The organism is Vitreimonas sp. (genome assembly GCF_036392335.1).
In the GTDB taxonomy this organism is placed as follows: domain Bacteria; phylum Pseudomonadota; class Alphaproteobacteria; order Caulobacterales; family Aquidulcibacteraceae; genus Vitreimonas.
In genome coordinates this window covers 35,564-51,824 of sequence record NZ_DASVYD010000019.1, presented here as the reverse complement: position 1 = coordinate 51,824, position 16,261 = coordinate 35,564, and the positions used below count along the sequence as shown (strand labels likewise).

The 16,261-nt window shown below is 63.7% G+C and carries 17 protein-coding genes; 12 read left to right on the top strand and 5 right to left on the bottom strand.

Features of this window, described 5'->3' with window-relative positions:
• Positions 1 to 285 precede the first annotated feature (285 nt).
• The 5 genes from hemE (at position 286) to VF769_RS04120 (ending at position 5,085) form a co-directional block, all read left to right on the top strand.
• A complete protein-coding gene (gene hemE / locus VF769_RS04140) occupies positions 286 to 1,323 on the top strand; it encodes a uroporphyrinogen decarboxylase (protein ID WP_331007106.1) in 1,038 nt (345 codons plus the stop codon).
• A 53-nt stretch (positions 1,324 to 1,376) separates the two neighbouring features.
• On the top strand, positions 1,377 to 2,411 hold the full coding sequence (hemH, locus tag VF769_RS04135) for a ferrochelatase (RefSeq protein WP_349258093.1): 1,035 nt from the start codon (positions 1,377 to 1,379) through the stop codon (positions 2,409 to 2,411).
• Positions 2,411 to 2,881 carry a CopD family protein gene (locus tag VF769_RS04130; protein WP_331007104.1) on the top strand — a complete coding sequence of 157 codons (471 nt, stop codon included), beginning with the start codon at positions 2,411 to 2,413 and terminating at the stop codon, positions 2,879 to 2,881. The genes hemH and VF769_RS04130 overlap by 1 nt, the downstream gene beginning before the upstream one ends.
• A 193-nt stretch (positions 2,882 to 3,074) precedes the next feature.
• Positions 3,075 to 4,367: a transcription termination factor Rho gene (rho, locus tag VF769_RS04125; RefSeq protein ID WP_331007103.1), complete on the top strand. Its 1,293-nt coding sequence runs from the start codon at positions 3,075 to 3,077 to the stop codon at positions 4,365 to 4,367.
• A 112-nt stretch (positions 4,368 to 4,479) separates the two neighbouring features.
• Positions 4,480 to 5,085, top strand: coding sequence for a glutathione S-transferase family protein (locus VF769_RS04120; RefSeq protein WP_331007102.1), 606 nt, complete (start codon positions 4,480 to 4,482; stop codon positions 5,083 to 5,085).
• Here VF769_RS04120 and VF769_RS04115 read toward each other — a convergent pair whose 3' ends face one another.
• From VF769_RS04115 to VF769_RS04105, 3 genes are read right to left on the bottom strand one after another with little or no spacing between them, the layout of a single operon-like run.
• Positions 5,086 to 6,057 (bottom strand): quinone oxidoreductase, encoded by a 972-nt coding sequence (locus VF769_RS04115; RefSeq protein WP_331007101.1) that lies wholly within the window; start codon positions 6,055 to 6,057, stop codon positions 5,086 to 5,088. It abuts the gene before it with no gap.
• A 35-nt stretch (positions 6,058 to 6,092) separates the two neighbouring features.
• Positions 6,093 to 7,037: a glycerophosphodiester phosphodiesterase family protein gene (locus tag VF769_RS04110; RefSeq protein ID WP_331007100.1), complete on the bottom strand. Its 945-nt coding sequence runs from the start codon at positions 7,035 to 7,037 to the stop codon at positions 6,093 to 6,095.
• Positions 7,034 to 7,726, bottom strand: coding sequence for a dienelactone hydrolase family protein (locus VF769_RS04105; RefSeq protein WP_331007099.1), 693 nt, complete (start codon positions 7,724 to 7,726; stop codon positions 7,034 to 7,036). Before VF769_RS04105 ends, VF769_RS04110 begins: the two co-directional genes overlap by 4 nt.
• Positions 7,727 to 7,808: 82 nt before the next feature.
• On the opposite strand from VF769_RS04105, the gene VF769_RS04100 reads away from it, so the two are divergent.
• From VF769_RS04100 to VF769_RS04070, 7 genes are all read left to right on the top strand, one after another.
• On the top strand, positions 7,809 to 8,060 hold the full coding sequence (locus tag VF769_RS04100) for a DUF6489 family protein (RefSeq protein ID WP_331007098.1): 252 nt from the start codon (positions 7,809 to 7,811) through the stop codon (positions 8,058 to 8,060).
• A 21-nt stretch (positions 8,061 to 8,081) separates the two neighbouring features.
• On the top strand, positions 8,082 to 9,401 hold the full coding sequence (gene mnmE, locus VF769_RS04095) for a tRNA uridine-5-carboxymethylaminomethyl(34) synthesis GTPase MnmE (RefSeq protein WP_331007097.1): 1,320 nt from the start codon (positions 8,082 to 8,084) through the stop codon (positions 9,399 to 9,401).
• A gap of 123 nt (positions 9,402 to 9,524) precedes the next feature.
• The gene (gene mnmG, locus VF769_RS04090; RefSeq protein WP_331007096.1) at positions 9,525 to 11,489 is read left to right on the top strand and encodes a tRNA uridine-5-carboxymethylaminomethyl(34) synthesis enzyme MnmG; all 1,965 of its coding nucleotides are present in this window, start codon (positions 9,525 to 9,527) and stop codon (positions 11,487 to 11,489) included.
• Complete coding sequence (locus tag VF769_RS04085; RefSeq protein ID WP_331007095.1) at positions 11,486 to 11,836, top strand: DUF3088 domain-containing protein; 351 nt, start codon at positions 11,486 to 11,488, stop codon at positions 11,834 to 11,836. The genes mnmG and VF769_RS04085 overlap by 4 nt, the downstream gene beginning before the upstream one ends.
• 130 nt (positions 11,837 to 11,966) lie before the next feature.
• On the top strand, positions 11,967 to 12,611 hold the full coding sequence (rsmG, locus tag VF769_RS04080) for a 16S rRNA (guanine(527)-N(7))-methyltransferase RsmG (protein WP_331007094.1): 645 nt from the start codon (positions 11,967 to 11,969) through the stop codon (positions 12,609 to 12,611).
• Between the two features lie 24 nt (positions 12,612 to 12,635).
• The gene (locus VF769_RS04075) at positions 12,636 to 13,424 is read left to right on the top strand and encodes a ParA family protein (protein ID WP_331007093.1); all 789 of its coding nucleotides are present in this window, start codon (positions 12,636 to 12,638) and stop codon (positions 13,422 to 13,424) included.
• 86 nt (positions 13,425 to 13,510) lie between these two features.
• Positions 13,511 to 14,617: a ParB/RepB/Spo0J family partition protein gene (locus tag VF769_RS04070; RefSeq protein WP_331007092.1), complete on the top strand. Its 1,107-nt coding sequence runs from the start codon at positions 13,511 to 13,513 to the stop codon at positions 14,615 to 14,617.
• Positions 14,618 to 14,746: 129 nt separating this feature from the next.
• Here VF769_RS04070 and VF769_RS04065 read toward each other — a convergent pair whose 3' ends face one another.
• Both VF769_RS04065 and VF769_RS04060 read right to left on the bottom strand, forming a co-directional pair.
• Positions 14,747 to 14,887: a hypothetical protein gene (locus VF769_RS04065; RefSeq protein ID WP_331007091.1), complete on the bottom strand. Its 141-nt coding sequence runs from the start codon at positions 14,885 to 14,887 to the stop codon at positions 14,747 to 14,749.
• Between the two features lie 242 nt (positions 14,888 to 15,129).
• Positions 15,130 to 16,221 carry a DUF5694 domain-containing protein gene (locus VF769_RS04060; protein WP_331007090.1) on the bottom strand — a complete coding sequence of 364 codons (1,092 nt, stop codon included), beginning with the start codon at positions 16,219 to 16,221 and terminating at the stop codon, positions 15,130 to 15,132.
• Positions 16,222 to 16,261 lie beyond the last annotated feature (40 nt).

Genomic DNA, 16,261 nt, shown 5'->3' with positions numbered 1-16,261 from the left:
AAGACCGGTGAAGAGAACGAACAGACCACCCTGCCCCCGATTTGCTTCTCCTCATGCGCGATTCCTCCCCGACCTCTCCACAATGCGACAACGTGGGAAAAAAGGAATCGCCCGGTCCACTCGACAGGCTCAAGTAATTCGGCATTAACGATAATTCGCCTGGCGCCGAGACGGACAAGTCTGTGGGCAGCATGTGGAGAACCAAGTTCTCCCGGTTTGCGTATCGCCACAACAACGAGTCCTCTCTAATCAGATTTCTAAGTTTATTTAGTTTGGAAGAAGGTCATGGCCGATCGGGAAAGCGTTCCCGCTCTCTTGCGCGTTTTGAATGGAGAGAGATTAGACCCTCCTCCGATTTGGATCATGCGACAGGCAGGGCGGTATCTTCCGGAGTACCGGGAGCTCAGAACGCGGGCGAAGAACTTCCTGGATTTCTGCTATTCCCCTGCCCTAGCCACGGAAGCGGTGATGCAGCCCTTGCGGCGCTTTCCGCTCGATGCGGCGATCTTGTTCTCGGACATTCTGGTGATCCCGGATGCTTTGGGCCGGGCGGTCGCGTTCGTGGAAGGTGAAGGGCCGCGGCTGAAGCCTTTGGTCGAGGAAGAGACTTGGCGCTTCGATGATCCCGAGCGCGCACTGCAGCGGCTCTCTCCGGTCTATGAAGCCGTGGAACGTATCAAGCGCGCGATCCCCCGCGAAACGGCGCTGATCGGTTTCTGCGGCGGGCCCTGGACGGTGGCTACCTACATGCTGCAGGGCAAGGGCGGGGAAAAAGACCGCTCTCGCCGTGCTGTCTATGAAAGGCCTGCGGACGTCGATGCTTTGCTCGACGTGCTCGTGGAAATGAGCGCGCAGCACTTGGCCAAGCAAGTTCAAGCCGGCGCCGATTGTGTCCAGATATTCGAAAGCTGGTCCGAGGGCCTTTCTCCCCTCATGTTCCAGCGCGTCATTATCGGGCCGACGCGAAAGTTGGTTCAGCGTTTGCGCGCGCTTGGCGTGACCGCGCCGATCATCGGCTTTCCGCGCGGCGCCGGCGCGCAGATCGAAGCGTATGCGAACGAAACCGGCGTCAATGCGCTAGGCGTTGATACGCAAACGCCAGCGGATTTCGCGTTCAAGGTCGCGCCCGAAGGGATGGCGCTGCAGGGTAATCTTGATCCGCAAACCCTGATTGTAGGCGGCGAAGCCTTGGAGCGCGCCGCTCGTGATGTGCTGATCGCGTTCAAGGGCGCGCCGCATATCTTCAATCTTGGGCACGGCATTACGCCAGAAGCGACACCCGAAAATCTCGCGCATCTCGTACGCGTGGTGAAAGGCCAATGAGCGCGGTTCCGTTGGAGAACGAGAAGGCGGAAGAAGGTCCAGGGCTACGCCTAATGACCTCGCGCCGTGTCGCGATCATCCTCTTCAATCTCGGCGGCCCCGACAAACAGGAATCGGTGCGGCCGTTCCTGTTCAATCTGTTCAACGACAAAGCCATTATCAGCGCGCCGCAGCCGATGCGATTCTTGATCGCGCAGCTGATCTCCCGCACGCGTGAGAAGCTGGCGAAAGCCAATTATGCGCTAATGGGCGGCGGTTCGCCGATCCTGCCCGAAACCACGAAACAGGCGGACGCGCTCGAAGCGGCGATGGCGAGGCGCGTGAGCAATGTCACGTTCAAGTGCTTCCCGGCGATGCGCTATTGGAAGCCATTTGTGAAGGACGCCGCGCAAGCCGCGCAGGCCTGGGGTGCGACCGACGCGATCTTGCTGCCGCTCTATCCGCAATTCTCGACAACGACGACCGGGTCTTCGCTGAAGGAATGGAAGAGCCACAGCGACCTGCCCTGCTCCACGATTTGTTGCTACCCTGCCGGCGATGCGTTCGCTGAGGCGCACGCCGACGCCATCTTGAAAACGTGGCGCGACGCAGGCTCCCCGGCCAAGCCGCGCGTGCTGTTCTCCGCCCACGGCCTACCGCAACGCGTGATCGACGCGGGCGATCCTTATCAATGGCAAGTCGAGCAGAGCGTCGCCGCGGTGAGGAAGCGGCTCCCCTCGGACTGGGAAATGCGCGTCTGCTACCAATCCCGCGTCGGCCCACTCAAATGGATTGGCCCGTCCACGGAGGAAGAAATCCATGCCGCCGGCACGGACGGCGCGGGCGTCATCCTCTCTCCGATCGCCTTCGTCTCAGAGCATGTCGAAACCCTGGTCGAACTGGACATTGAGTATGCGCAACTCGCCAAGGACTTGAACCTGCCATTCTATCTGCGTGCGCCCGCGCCAGGGGCGGCCCCGCGCTTCATCGATGCGTTGGCCGATCTGACCGAGCGCGCCCTTGCCTGTCCGGGCAAATTGCAGTCAGAGAATGGCGGTCGGCTCTGCCCGGCGGCGTGGGGTCAGTGCCCCCAGGGGAACACGCGGTAATGGATCACGTGATTGGCTACGACCTCGCGCGGGGCCTGCACATCATCGCCGTGATCGCTTGGATCGCCGGCCTGCTGATGCTGCCGCGCTTCTATGCCTACATTACCGCCGGTCAGCCGGGCGGTGAACTTGAAGCCGCCATGCTGAAAGCGGCCCGCAGCCTGCGCATGATCATTCTCACGCCCAGCCTGATCCTGGCCTGGGCCTTCGGGCTTTTCCTATTCGCGACCTACATTTCCGGTGATTGGACCCGGCCAATCCCCGAAGTGCTCGCCACGGTGCCGCACTGGTTCTGGGGAAAACTCATCCTCGTTCTGGGTCTGAGCGGCTATCACGGCTTCCTGACGGCCGAGGGTCGCCGCATCGCCCAAGGCCAGCGGCGACACTCGGAGAAGTTCTGGCGGCTCATGAGCGAAATCCCGTTCCTGGTGGCCATCGCCGCTGTGCTGCTGGCGACACTTGAACCCTGAACCTGCGCTCCCACATTAAGCCCGGCTTGACGCTCCGGGCGCTATGTGGTGTCCATGCGTCCGAAGCGCGCTTTCCCAAAGCGCGTGTGCGACGGCGGCGCCGCAAATTTCCTTAACCGCCGGAACCTCTTTTCCCATCGACGGCCCTGCCCGCGCGAGCTTACGCGCGAGGTCCGTCTCCCGAGACGAATGAATGACTGAAGAACAAGCACTTGAAGGGCTCACCTCGCTCACGCTGCAGGAGCTCAAGCGCAAGCCAGCCGCCGAATTGCTGGCCCTGGCGGAATCCCTCGAGATCGAGGGCGCCAACACGCTGCGCATGCAAGACATGCAGGCCGCGATCCTGAAGCACGTCGCCGAACGCGGCGTGGAGATCGGCGGCGCCGGCGTCGTGGAAATTCTGCCCGACGGCTTCGGCTTCCTGCGCTCGCCGCAATCCAATTATTTGCCTGGCCCGGACGACATCTATGTCTCGCCGCAGCAGATTCGAAAGTTCGGTCTGCGCACCGGCGATACGGTCGAAGGCCAGATCAAAGCGCCGAAGGACGGCGAACGCTATTTCGCGCTGACCAAGGTCAATTCCGTCAATTTCGAAGACCCCGAGCGCGTACGCCACAAGGTCCATTTCGACAATCTGACGCCGCTCTATCCGACCGAGCGTCTGAAGATGGAATTGGACGATCCCACCATCAAAGACAAAACCGGTCGCATCATCGACATCGTGGCCCCGATCGGCAAAGGCCAGCGCTCTCTCATCGTGGCGCAGCCGCGGACGGGTAAAACCGTCATCATGCAGAACATCGCCAAGGCAATCGAAGCCAATCACCCGGAAGTGTTCTTGATCGTGCTCTTGATCGATGAACGCCCGGAAGAAGTCACCGACATGCAGCGCAGCGTGAAGGGCGAGGTTGTCTCCTCCACCTTTGACGAGCCGGCGACGCGCCACGTCGCGGTGGCGGAAATGGTGATCGAAAAGGCCAAGCGCTTGGCCGAGCACGGCAAGGATGTCGTGATCCTGCTCGATTCCATCACGCGCCTGGGCCGCGCCTACAACACGGTTGTGCCCTCTTCGGGCAAGGTGCTGACGGGCGGCGTCGACGCCAACGCGCTGCAGCGGCCGAAGCGCTTCTTCGGCGCCGCGCGCAATCTCGAAGAAGGCGGCTCGCTCACCATCATCGCGACGGCCCTCATCGACACAGGCTCGCGCATGGACGAAGTCATCTTCGAAGAATTCAAAGGCACCGGTAACAGCGAACTTCAGCTCGACCGCAAGGTCGCCGACCGCCGCATCTTCCCGGCTATCGACGTGCTCAAGTCCGGCACGCGCAAGGACGAACTCATCACGCCGAAGGAGCACCTGCAGAAGATGTACGTGCTCCGCCGCATCCTTTCGCCGATGGGCACGCAGGACGCGATCGAGTTCCTGCTCGACAAGCTCAAGGGCTCGAAGAACAACGACGATTTCTTCCAGTCGATGAACACGTAGTCACCTGCGAAAATGCGATGGTCCAACCAAGGGGCGCGACGCAGGTCGCGCCTCTTTCGTTGCCGGTTAGTCGCCTCAAGTGCTATTCGCTCGTCAAACGAAGGAGACGTCCATGCTCAAAATCTACCACGCGCAAGGCGCGCGTTCGCTGCGCGTGCTGTGGCTCTGCGAGGAAATGGGCGTGCCGTATGAGACGGCGGAAGCCTCCTTCTTCAAACCCAGCGATGAATTCAAAGCCGTCAATCCGCTGCGCACGGTGCCGGCGATGACTGACGGCGATGTCTCCATGATCGAGTCAGTGGCGATGATGATCTACATCATGGCCAAATACGGCCCGACCGATCTCGACGTGAAGCCGCACGAAGAAGGCTATGCAGACTATCTGCAATTCCTGATGTTCGGCGAAGCCGGGATGGCCGCCTACGGCAATCCCCTCGTCGCCACGCGCTACATGGCGCCCGACGATCAGAAGGCGAATTGGACGGTCGATTATCTCAAGGGCGCGATCGCCAAGCGCCTCGCTTTCACCGCCGAGCGCTTGGGCGGCAAGCCCTACGTCGCCGCCAATCGTTTCACTGCCGCGGACATCTCCGTCGCTTACGTGATTAGCGTCGCCAAGTTCGCCGGCATCGAAGACGTGGTGCCGCCGGCGATGCAGACCTATTACGACAACCTCGCCCAGCGCCCTGCTTTCCAGCGAGCGGCGGCGGTGAAGTAACTAAGGCACGAGCACCAGACTGCCCGTCGTCTTACGCGCCTCCAGGTCGCGATGCGCTTGCACGGCGTCGGCCAGCGCATAGCGCGTCGGCGGCGCGATCTTCACGGCGCCGGAGCCGATCACTTCGAACAGATCGGCCGCCGTCTCATCAAGGTCGGCGACGCTCGCGGTGTAGTGATTGAGCGTGGGCCGTGTGAAGAAGAGCGAGCCCTTTTGCGCGAGCAGCAACGGACTGAACTCAGGCGCGGGGCCTGATGCGTTGCCATAGCTCACCATCATGCCGAGCGGACGCAGACTATCGAGCGACGCCATGAACGTGTCTTTTCCGACGCCGTCATACACAACATGCGCGCCCTCTCCGTTGGTGATTTCGCGCACGCGTTTCGCGATGTCGTCGCGCGCTTGCACGATCACATGATCGGCGCCGAGCGCTCTTGCGATCTCCGCCTTCGCATCGCTGCCAACAACAGCAATCACGATCGCGCCGAGATGCTTTGCCCATTGCACAGCGATCTGACCAACGCCGCCAGCGGCCGCGTGGATCACAACAACATCGCCGCGTTTCACGCGAAACGTCTTGCGCAAAAGATAACGCGCAGTCATGCCCTTCAACATCGCGGATGCGGCGACATCGAACGAAATTGCTTGCGGCACATGCACGGCGCGCGTTTCTGGAAGCGTGTGTGTTTCAGCATATGCGCCGACAGGCGCCGTGCCGCTTGCAACGCGATCGCCGATTTTAAATCGCGTCACGCTCTCACCGATCGCTTCAACAACGCCGGCGAATTCTTGGCCGATGCCGGTGGGCAATGGCAGTTTGTACAACCCGCTGCGATGGTAGGTGTCGATGAAGTTCACGCCGATCGCATGAATGCGCACGCGGATATCGTTCGGCTTCAGCGCTGGAGTTTCCACCTCCACGAGCCGCATCATTTCCGGTCCCCCAGTCTCCGCAACGCGAATGGCTTTCATCGATCGCTCTCCATCATTTCGCGTTGATATGGGGATCAGTTGGCCGTCGCGCACTGCATGGCGGCGAGGCCGTCGACGCCGTCGTGGGCGTCCAGGTCGCGCGACGCCTCGACTGGCCGATCGGTGGCGATGAGCTGCAGCCCCGTCTCCGCGAACGCAGCGTATTGATCGCGGCCCTCGCGCGCGAAGCGCCCGTCCCATGAATAGTCGGGATTGCCCAGCGTGCCAAACATGGCCTCCACGCCGCGTTGCGCGAGCGCGACATTGAGAGCTGCGTTCGGCTCTTCGGTGCCAGTCCAAGCCAGCACTTTGCTCAGATCAACGCCGCGCCGCTCCAACGCATCAAGATCCCTCGCTTCATCGATCGAGACCGAGAGCACCAGCTCCGGCGCCAGATTGTGCACGCGCACGGCGGCGTCATCGCTGTAGGTGATGAATATGACGCGATCCTCGGCCCCGGCGGCGCGCACTTCAGCGACCACGTCTTCGTAGGAGACGCCCCGCTTCACATCGAGCTCCAGGATCGCGCGGCCGTCGGCCCAATCCAAAGCTTCGCGGAATGTTGGCACACGCGCATCGAGCGCCTGGCCGTTTTCGTCCTCGAGCTGCAGCGCTTGGATTTCCGCGAGCGTGTGCGCACGCACGAGTCCCGTGCCGGTCGTGGTTCGATCCAGCTCGTCGTCGTGCATCAGCACCAACACGTTGTCGCGCGTGCGGGCGATGTCGATCTCAAGCAAAGCGGGCGCTTGGCGCACCGTGTTCTCGAACGTGGGGATGGCGTTCTCGGCAAAGCCGGGCGCTGGCCCGCCGCGATGCGCCGCGACGATGGTGCGCCCGCTCGTGCGGAGGCAATCAAAGAACGCGCCGACGTCGGCCGGTGCGAGCGCCTGAATCTGATCGGCGTGCGTGTTGCTCGGCGTGGCCGTCCCCGCATCGCACGCCGCCAGCGCCAACGCGCCAATCAGCAAAAGCCGCTTCATACGAGGTTCGCCTTGAAGAACGCGATGGTGCGGTCATCGGCGGCCTTCGCGTCGGCCGCATCGTAATTCTTGCCGCCTTCGCGCGTGAAGGCGTGATCGCGCTCCGGGTAGTCGTGCAGCGTGACGTGGCTGTTGCCGGCCAAGCCATCTTTCATCTGCTTTTGCGCCGGCGGCGGCACGAAGCCATCCTTGCCGGCGATGTGCAGCATCAGCGGCTGGCGGATGTTCTCGGCTTCCTTGAGGAAGTTCGGAATGTTGACGCCGTAATAGCCGACGCTGGCGTCGGCGTCCGTGCGCGTGGCCGTCAGGTAGGCCAGCAAGCCGCCCAGGCAATAGCCGACCGCCCCGACCTTGCCCCCGTCCACCAAACCGCGCGCGTGATCGATCGTGGCCTGGAGGTCCTTGATGCCGGTGTCCAGGTCGAAGCGCTTCATCAAATCCATGGCCTTGGCCCATTCGGCCTCGGATTGGTCGGTGATGTCGACGTCCTTCTCGAGCCGCCAGAACAGGTCCGGCGCGATCGCCAGGAAGCCCTGGGAGGCCAGCCAATCCGCTTTGCCGCGCATCACGGCGTTGACGCCGAAAATCTCCTGGATCGCCACCACGGCGGCCTTGGGCGCGCCCGCGGGCTTGGCCATGTACGCGCGGAACACGCCGTCCGGTCCCGCGATCTGTACCCATTCACCCATGCCTCGATCTCCATCCTGTCTTGGGGCTTCGCCAGGCGTTATAGACGCTCACAGCGACAAACGCGCGAGAGGAATTGGGGCCATGAAGTTCACCGTCAATGTCGAATGCTCGCCGGAGGAAGCGCGCCGCTTCATGGGCCTGCCGGACGTCACGCCGATCAACGAAAAGCTCGTCGAGGAGATGGGCAAGCGCATGGAGAAGAACCTCCAGCTGATGAGCGGCGAAGCGATGATGAATTCGTGGATGAGCGTCGGCACGCAAGCCCAGGACGCGTTCGTGAAGCTGATGACGAGCGGCGTCAGCGGCGCTGCTGCTTCACGTGAAAAGCCCTAATCGCGTCTTAGAGAATTTCACATGAAACGCGACACGATCGTCGCGCTCGCAACGGGCGCAGGACGCGCAGGCGTCGCCATCGTGCGCATCTCTGGTCCGCATGCGCGCGATGTGTTGCGCGCGATAACGGCGCGCGAAATTCCATCACCACGCATTGCTGCGAGACGCGCGTTTTTCGCGCCAAATACGCGTGTTTCGATCGATGATGGTCTCGCGGTGTTTTTCGAAGCACCGGCGAGCTTCACGGGCGAAGACGTTGTCGAGCTACACGTGCATGGCGGGCCGGCGGTGATCGCCGCGATCATCGACGCGTGTCTTGTACAAACTGGAGTCCGCATCGCCGAGCCTGGCGAATTCACGCGCCGCGCGTTCGAAAACGGCAAGCTCGATTTGGCCGAAGCGGAGGGGTTGGCCGATCTCGTTGACGCCGAGACCGAGGGCCAACGCCGACAAGCTTTGCGCCAAGTACGCGGCGCGCTGAGCGCGGTCTATGAAGGCTGGCGCACGCGGCTGATCGAAGCGGCGGCTTTGATCGAAGCCGAGATCGATTTCCCGGACGAAGACCTGCCGGGCGCTTTGGCCCAGCGAGCCGGGCCCATTCTCGAAGCCCTAGCCGACGACATGAGCCGGCATCTCGACGACGGCCATCGCGGCGAGCGGGTCCGCGACGGCTTCCGCATCGCCATCATCGGCCCGCCCAACGCCGGCAAGTCGAGCCTCTTAAATGCGCTAGCCCAACGCGAGGCGGCGATCGTGTCGGACATTCCCGGCACGACCCGCGACGTGGTCGAGGTCCGCCTGGTGCTGGCCGGCTACCCGGTCTGGATCGCCGACACGGCCGGGCTGCGCGAAGCGGCGGACGCGATCGAAGCCGAAGGCGTGCGCAGGGCGCTGGCGCGTGCCGAGGAGGCCGATCTGCGGATCGCCGTGGTCGAGGCCGGGGCAGACATCCCAGTCGAGGTGCAGGCGGCGCTTCAGCCCGATGACCTGCTCGTTCGCTCCAAGGCCGACAAGTATGCGGCCCACAGCTCGGGCGAGATGCTGGAGATTTCCGTCAAAACCGGCATTGGCCTGCATCTGCTGGAAACCCAGCTCAAGGCGCGCGTGGTCGAGGCGCTTGAAGGCGAAGAGGCGCCGGTGTTGACCCGCGCGCGCCACCGGCGGCTGGTGGAAGAGGCGCTAGCCGCTCTACGCCGCGCCGTGCCGGCGCTGGATGCCGGCCCAGAGCTGGCCGCCGAGGACGTCCGAGCCGCCGCCCATGCCATCGGCCGGCTCACTGGGCGGATCGATGTTGAGGATCTGTTGGGCGAGATCTTTTCCAGCTTCTGCATCGGCAAATAAGCCGCCCGGAACCGGGGGTTCCACGCGAAACAGGTTTCCGGGCCTTTAGGGCGTTCCATGTGAAACGATCCAGGATTGGAGCCTCGCGCGCGGCCCCCATTTGCGCTATTAGACGCGCCCTCCATGACCCACGAAAACACCAGCTTCGACGTCATCGTCATCGGCGGCGGCCATGCCGGCTGTGAGGCGGCTGCGGCTGCCGCGCGCCTGGGCGCGCGTACGCTGCTGTTGACCCACAAGCTCGAAACCATCGGCGAGATGAGCTGCAACCCGGCCATTGGCGGCCTGGGCAAGGGCCATCTGGTCCGCGAGATCGACGCCCTGGACGGAGTCATGGGCCGGGTGGCCGACGCCGCCGGCATCCAGTTTCGCTTGCTCAATCGCTCCAAGGGCCCGGCCGTCCGAGGCCCCCGCGCCCAGTCCGACCGCAAGCTCTATCGCCAGGCCATGCAGGCCGCACTGGCGGCGCAGGCTAACCTCACGATTGTCGCTGCGGCGGTCGAAGACCTGATCTTGTCTTCCCCCGTTTACGGGGGAAGTGGCCGCGCCAACGGCGCGGTCGAAGGGGGCGGCCCCCTCAGTCAGGCTGCGCCTGACAGCTCCCCCGTAAACGGGGGAGCAGTTTGCGGGGTGACCACCGCCGACGGCCGCGAGTTCCGCGCGCCCCGCATCGTGCTCACCACCGGCACCTTCCTGAAGGGCGTGATCCATATCGGCGACAAGCGCATCCCGGCGGGCCGCCACGGCGAGGCGCCGGCGATTGGCCTGTCGGATCGGCTCTATGCGACGGGCTTCGCGATGGGCCGGCTGAAAACCGGCACGCCGGCGCGGCTGCAATCGAGCTCGATCGATTGGGACTCGCTGGAGAAGCAATACGCTGACGACGAGCCGTCGCCGTTCTCGTTCCTGACCGACAAGATCACCAACCGCCAAGTCGCGTGCGGCGTGACGTACACCACCGCCGAGACGCACAAGATCATCGAGCAATCGCTGTCGAAGAGCGCGGTCTATTCGGGCGCCATCAGCGGGCGGGGGCCGCGCTATTGCCCCTCGATCGAAGACAAGGTCGTCCGCTTCGCCGACAAGAACGCGCATCAAATCTTCCTCGAACCGGAAGGGTTGGATGACGATACGGTCTATCCGAACGGCATCAGCACCTCGCTGCCGGAGGATGTGCAGGAGCAATTCATCCGCACGATCCCTGGGCTCGAGCATGTCGTCATCAAGCGGCACGCCTATGCGATCGAGTACGATTACGTCGATCCGCGCGAATTGCTGCCGACGCTGGAGACGAAGCGCATCGCCGGCCTCTATCTCGCGGGGCAGATCAACGGCACGACCGGCTACGAAGAAGCGGCGGCTCAAGGTCTGATCGCGGGTCTCAACGCGGCGCGCGCCGCTGGCGGGGGCGCGCCGTTCGAGATCACGCGCGCAGAGGGCTATATCGGCGTGATGATCGATGACCTCGTCACGCGCGGCGTCACCGAACCCTATCGCATGTTCACGTCGCGCGCCGAGTATCGTCTGTCGCTGCGCGCCGATAACGCTGACCAAAGGCTCACGCCAAAAGGCATTGAGCTGGGATGCGTCGGCGCCGAGCGCGCGCGCAAATTCGCCGACAAAATGCGGGAAATCGAAGCCGCGCGTGCGCTCGCGAAATCGCTACAGCTGACGCCGGCGCAAGCCGAAGCGCGCGGGCTCAAGGTGAACCAAGATGGCCAACGCCGCGATGCGTTGCAGCTCTTGGCGTATCCGTCGATCAGCTACGATCAGCTCGGCGCCATCTGGCCCGAGCTTGTATCTCTCTCGCGCCAAGCGCGCGAGCAGCTTGAAATCGATGCGATGTATTCGGGCTATCTCGACCGCCAGGCGCTCGATGTTGCCGCCTTCAAACGCGACGAAGATTTGCGTCTCGATCCCGCGCTCGACTACGCAAGCGTCGGCGGTCTTTCGAACGAAGTGCGCGAGAAGCTGTCGCGCGCCAAGCCCGTCACGCTCGGCCAAGCCTCGCGCATTGAAGGCGTCACGCCGGGCGCGCTCACGGCGTTGCTGGCGCATGTAAAGCGCGAACAGAGGAAGCGGGCATGAGCCTGAAGCGAGACACGCTCTTCATCCTGCGCGCGCCGTTCGAGGACGCAGCGCTTGAGGGGACCTGGTTCTGCACCGCGTGCGCGACGATGGAAGGCGCGTTGCTCGCCAACCCGCATTGGGCCGCGCGCATCGATGTAAAGCGCATGCCGTTCCCGCGGCCGCGTCATGACATCATCGTGCTGATCGGCGAAGAGAACCAATCGATGCCGGTGCTCGTGCTGGCTGATGGTTCGACGCCACCGTCGGACGCCAAGGCGTTCGAGGGCCGGTACTTCCTTGATGAGCCTAAGCCCATCACACGCTACCTCGCCGCCACGTACGGCGGGGCGGGGCCGCATCCGTGAGCTACGGCCGCATTCATGCTCCCCCGCGTGCGGGGGAGCTGCCGAGCGCAGCGAGGCTGAGGGGGGCGTCGCCAACTTCCCCCTCCGTCGCCTTCGGCGACACCTCCCCCGCACGCGGGGGAGGATGGACGTGAGCTACGGCCTGGCGGAATTCACGCGTGACCTTGGGCTGCCGGTTTCACAAGAAACAGCTCAACGGCTGGAAACCTTTCGCCGGCTGCTGGCGGAGTGGAACGAGCACACCAATTTGGTCGGCCCAAAGGAGCTTGATCTCTTCTGGTCGCGCCACGCGCTCGATAGCGCCCAGCTGCTTCGCCTTGCGCCGGATGCCAAGCGCTGGATCGACCTTGGCTCTGGCGCCGGGTTCCCGGCGCTCGTGCTGGCCTGCTTCCTGGCCGAGCGTGAGGGCGCCAGCGTCCACATGGTGGAATCCATCGGCAAAAAGGCCCGGTTCCTTGATGAGGTAATCCAGGCCGCGGGCTTGCCCGCGCAGGTTTTCAACATGCGGATCGAGGATTTCGGCGGTGGGTCCGGACGGTATGATGTGGTGACGGCCCGCGCCCTCGCGCCCTTGAACCGACTCATCCCCTATGCGAAGCCGATTCTCGATCGCGGCGCGCAAGGTCTCTTCCATAAAGGCGCTGACCTAGACGCCGAGATGGCCGCCGCGAACGACGCTCTAAATGGTGGGGCGTACCGGGCAGAAGTGCTGGAGAGCCTGAGCGATCCGCGCGGCCGCATTGTTCGTGTCACGAAGGCGTCCGCGCGTTCCTAAGGCTCCGAGAAGGAGTGGTGGGACATGCGCGCTTTGGCGATCGCCAACCAGAAGGGCGGGGTGGGCAAGACAACCACCGCCATCAATCTCGGCACCGCTTTGGCGGCTGCGGGCAAGAGCGTGTTGATCTTCGACACCGACCCGCAGGGCAACGCCTCGACCGGCATCGACATCCATCCGCAGGATCGCAAGATCACGTCCTATGATGTGCTGGTCGGCAATCATCCGTTGTCCAAGGCGATCATGCCGACGAAGGTGCCGAACCTCTACATTTCGCCAGGCGATGCGAACCTCTCGGGCGTCGAAACCGAATTGATGGCCGGCGGCCGCGCGCAATTTCGCTTGCGCGATGCGGTGGCGCAATTTCGCGCGGAATCGCAGCTCAACATCGATTACATGCTGATCGATTGCCCGCCGTCGCTGAACGTGCTGACGGTGAACGCGCTCACGGCCGCTGATGCTGTGTTGGTGCCGCTGCAAGCGGAATACTTCGCGCTCGAAGGGCTCGCGCAATTGGTGGCGACCATCAATGCGGTGAAGGCCAATCTCAACACCACGCTTGAGATCCAAGGCGTGGTGCTGACGATGTACGACAAGCGCACCACGCTGAGCGAGCAGGTGGCCAACGAAGTGCGCACGCACTTCCCGGACAAAGTCTATGAAACCGTGATCCCGCGAAACGTGCGGATCAGCGAAGCGCCGAGCCACGGGCTGCCGGCGATCATCTATGATCAGAACGCCTCGGGTAGCAAAGCGTACATCCAGCTTGCCAAAGAGCTGATCGAACGGGAGCGCAATCTACAGGCGGCGTAGATTCCGGTGGGAAATTTTTACCCGCAGGTAAGACCTGCCTAGCGAAAATTTAAGCATACCGATTCGGGGTCGGGTAGGAGCAGGGCATGAGCGATTTAAGACCACGGGGGCTGGGGCGCGGGCTGTCAGCATTGCTGGGCGAGCCTGTCCGCACCGAGCCGCCGGCCGCTCAGCCAACGCCCGCGAATGCCTGGGCCCAACCGCAACCCGAACCGCCGCGCGCGCCGATCGAGCCGCCGCGCAATGTGTTCGAGCTGCCAATCGCCGCCAACGCCCAGCCGCAACCCGCCCCGGCGCCCGCCGCGCCGAGTTCAGTGTTCGGCGAGCCGGCCGCACCGCCGGCGGCGCCTGTTGCGCCCATCACGCCTGCTCCGGCTCCGACCCAGGCCGCCGCAGGGGAGACCGGCCCGCGCTCCATCTCGATCGATCTGGTTCAACGCAACCCGCAACAGCCGCGCAAGCATTTCGACGAAGCCGACCTGACCGAGCTGTCGAATTCGATCCGCACGCACGGCGTGCTGCAACCGATCCTCGTGCGCCCGATCGCCGATGGCCGGTTCGAGATCGTCGCCGGCGAACGTCGCTGGCGCGCCGCCCAACGCGCGGGCCTGCACACGATCCCCGCCGTGGTGCGTGAGCTCAACGAAGTTGAAGTCGTCGAGATCGCCATCGTCGAAAACGTGCAGCGCACGGATCTGAACCCGATCGAAGAGGCGCAAGGCTTCCAAGCTTTGATCGATCGCTTCGGCCGTACGCAGGAAGAGATCGCCGAAGCCGTCGGCAAGTCGCGCCCGCACATCGCCAACATGCTGCGCCTGCTGAAGTTGCCGGACGATCTGCAGGAGATGGTGCGCGACGGTCGCCTCAGCTCAGGCCACGCCCGCGCCATTCTCACCGCGCCCGATCCGCGCGGCCTGGCGCAGCGTGTGTTGAGCGAAGGCTTGAATGTGCGCGAAGTGGAACGACTCGCGCAGCAAGCCAAGGACGAAAAGCACGGCCCGCGCGTGGCGGTCGCCGCGCCCGCTAGTGTCGAGAAAAGCGCCGACACGCGCGCGCTGGAGCAAAGCCTGTCGAACGCACTTGGCCTCGAAGTGACGATCAATGATCGCAACGGCGCTGGCGAGGTCCGGATCAGCTACAAGACGCTCGAACAGCTCGACGACGTGATGCGTCGTCTGCGCGGCGGCTTCTAAGCTTCGGGAGGAAGCCCGGCCCAGCAAAGGGCAGGGCGGATCGTGAAACGTCGAAGGGCGCGGTGTTGGCCACCGCGCCCTTCTTCTTGGACCTCGCCAAGTTCATCGCAGGGAGCTGTGCGATGACCTTTAAGCGATTTGGTTGAGCGCGCTCATCGCGAACGGCGCGGCGGCCAGGAAGGCGAAGACCAGGGCGTAGAGTCTGGCGACGGCCGGCTTGGCGGCGGTTGCGAAGCTTGCGGCGGCGGCTTGGGCGGCTTGCGGATGCATGGGTGTTTCCCTCGGCTTTCGATTGCGGCTTAGGCGACGATCTGCGCGGCTTGGTTCAGCGTGGCGTAGGCGAACGGCGCGAACGTCAAAGCGGCGATGATCAGGCTGTAGAACTTGGCGGTCATTGGTCTTGCTCCCGGAAGCCCGTCGCTTCCATGAGCAAGACCTTATGACCGCCGTCTAAGGGCCGCCGTGACGCCAGTCACAGCAACCCACCTTTGGCCTAAGCCGCTCGGCGGGCGCTAACGCAACACCTCCACCGCGTCGACGACCTGCACGTCGGTCATCATGCGCAGATAGGCGTCGAACCATGGCTTGTGCGCAGACCCTGTGATCACCAGCACCCGGGCGCCAGGCTGATGGCTGATAACCTCACGGATGTTGGCGACCTGGCGCAGGTTTCGGGTTTCCCATTCGGCGACCCGCGTGCGACCAACATGATTGGGGCTCGCCCGGTTGATCATCGAAAGCCATTGACCGTTCGCGTCCGTGATCCCTACCGCCGGCGTGTTGAGCATTTGATAGGTCTGCAGCGCCTGGCGCGGCGTGCGCAGATTGCTCGACGCCTCGCGGAGCGGCGTGAACGCGGGGTCGGCCATGAGGTCGGTGAGCCAAGGTTCCGCGAAAAACGCTTCAAGGTCCGCGCTGCGCGCGAGTATCACGTCATCGCTTGCGTGATCGTCGATAGGATAGACGCGCTCAAGCCCGAGGCGGACGGCGAGACGGGCGCCGATCATGTGATTTTCGTTACGCCGCTCGCGATCATACAGGGCGAATTCCGTGATGAGGCGCTGGATAACGCCGTCGCCCTCGACCCGCTCGGCGGGCGGAAGTCTCCACCATTGCACCAAAGCCGAATTGAGATCGCCTGAGGCGACAAAGAGCGCCGCCAGCCGCCGGCGCTGCGCGGGCGTCGGCTCCTCCGGCCACGTCGCAAGCGTGCGCCGCACCTCAGCTTCGGCCTCGGCCATATCGAGCTGGAGATCGTAGCGCGTCATGGTCGAGAGCATCATGAGATAGCCGCCATAAGTGGTGGCGACTTCCGGATAGATTTCGCGATAGGTCCACAGCGTTTGGATCGACTCGCCTGACAGGCCTTCAATGGCGATGATGTCGGGGCGAAACGCCTCAAGGCGCTGCAGCAGCGGTTCGAGCACGGCGGGGTCGAAATTGCTTGGCGCGCCGCTCAGGTGCGGGGAGCCGAGCACCATGACTTGCGTGCGTTCGCCTACGATTTGATCTTGGTAGGTGCGCGGATCGAATGGCTGGGCGGCGGCGTGTGAAATTGCGCCGACCGCGACTAAAGCCGCGGCGGCAAGAATGAAGGTTTTCAATGCGGGGTCCTCCCTCCGTGATGAAGGGAGGACGCCCGCT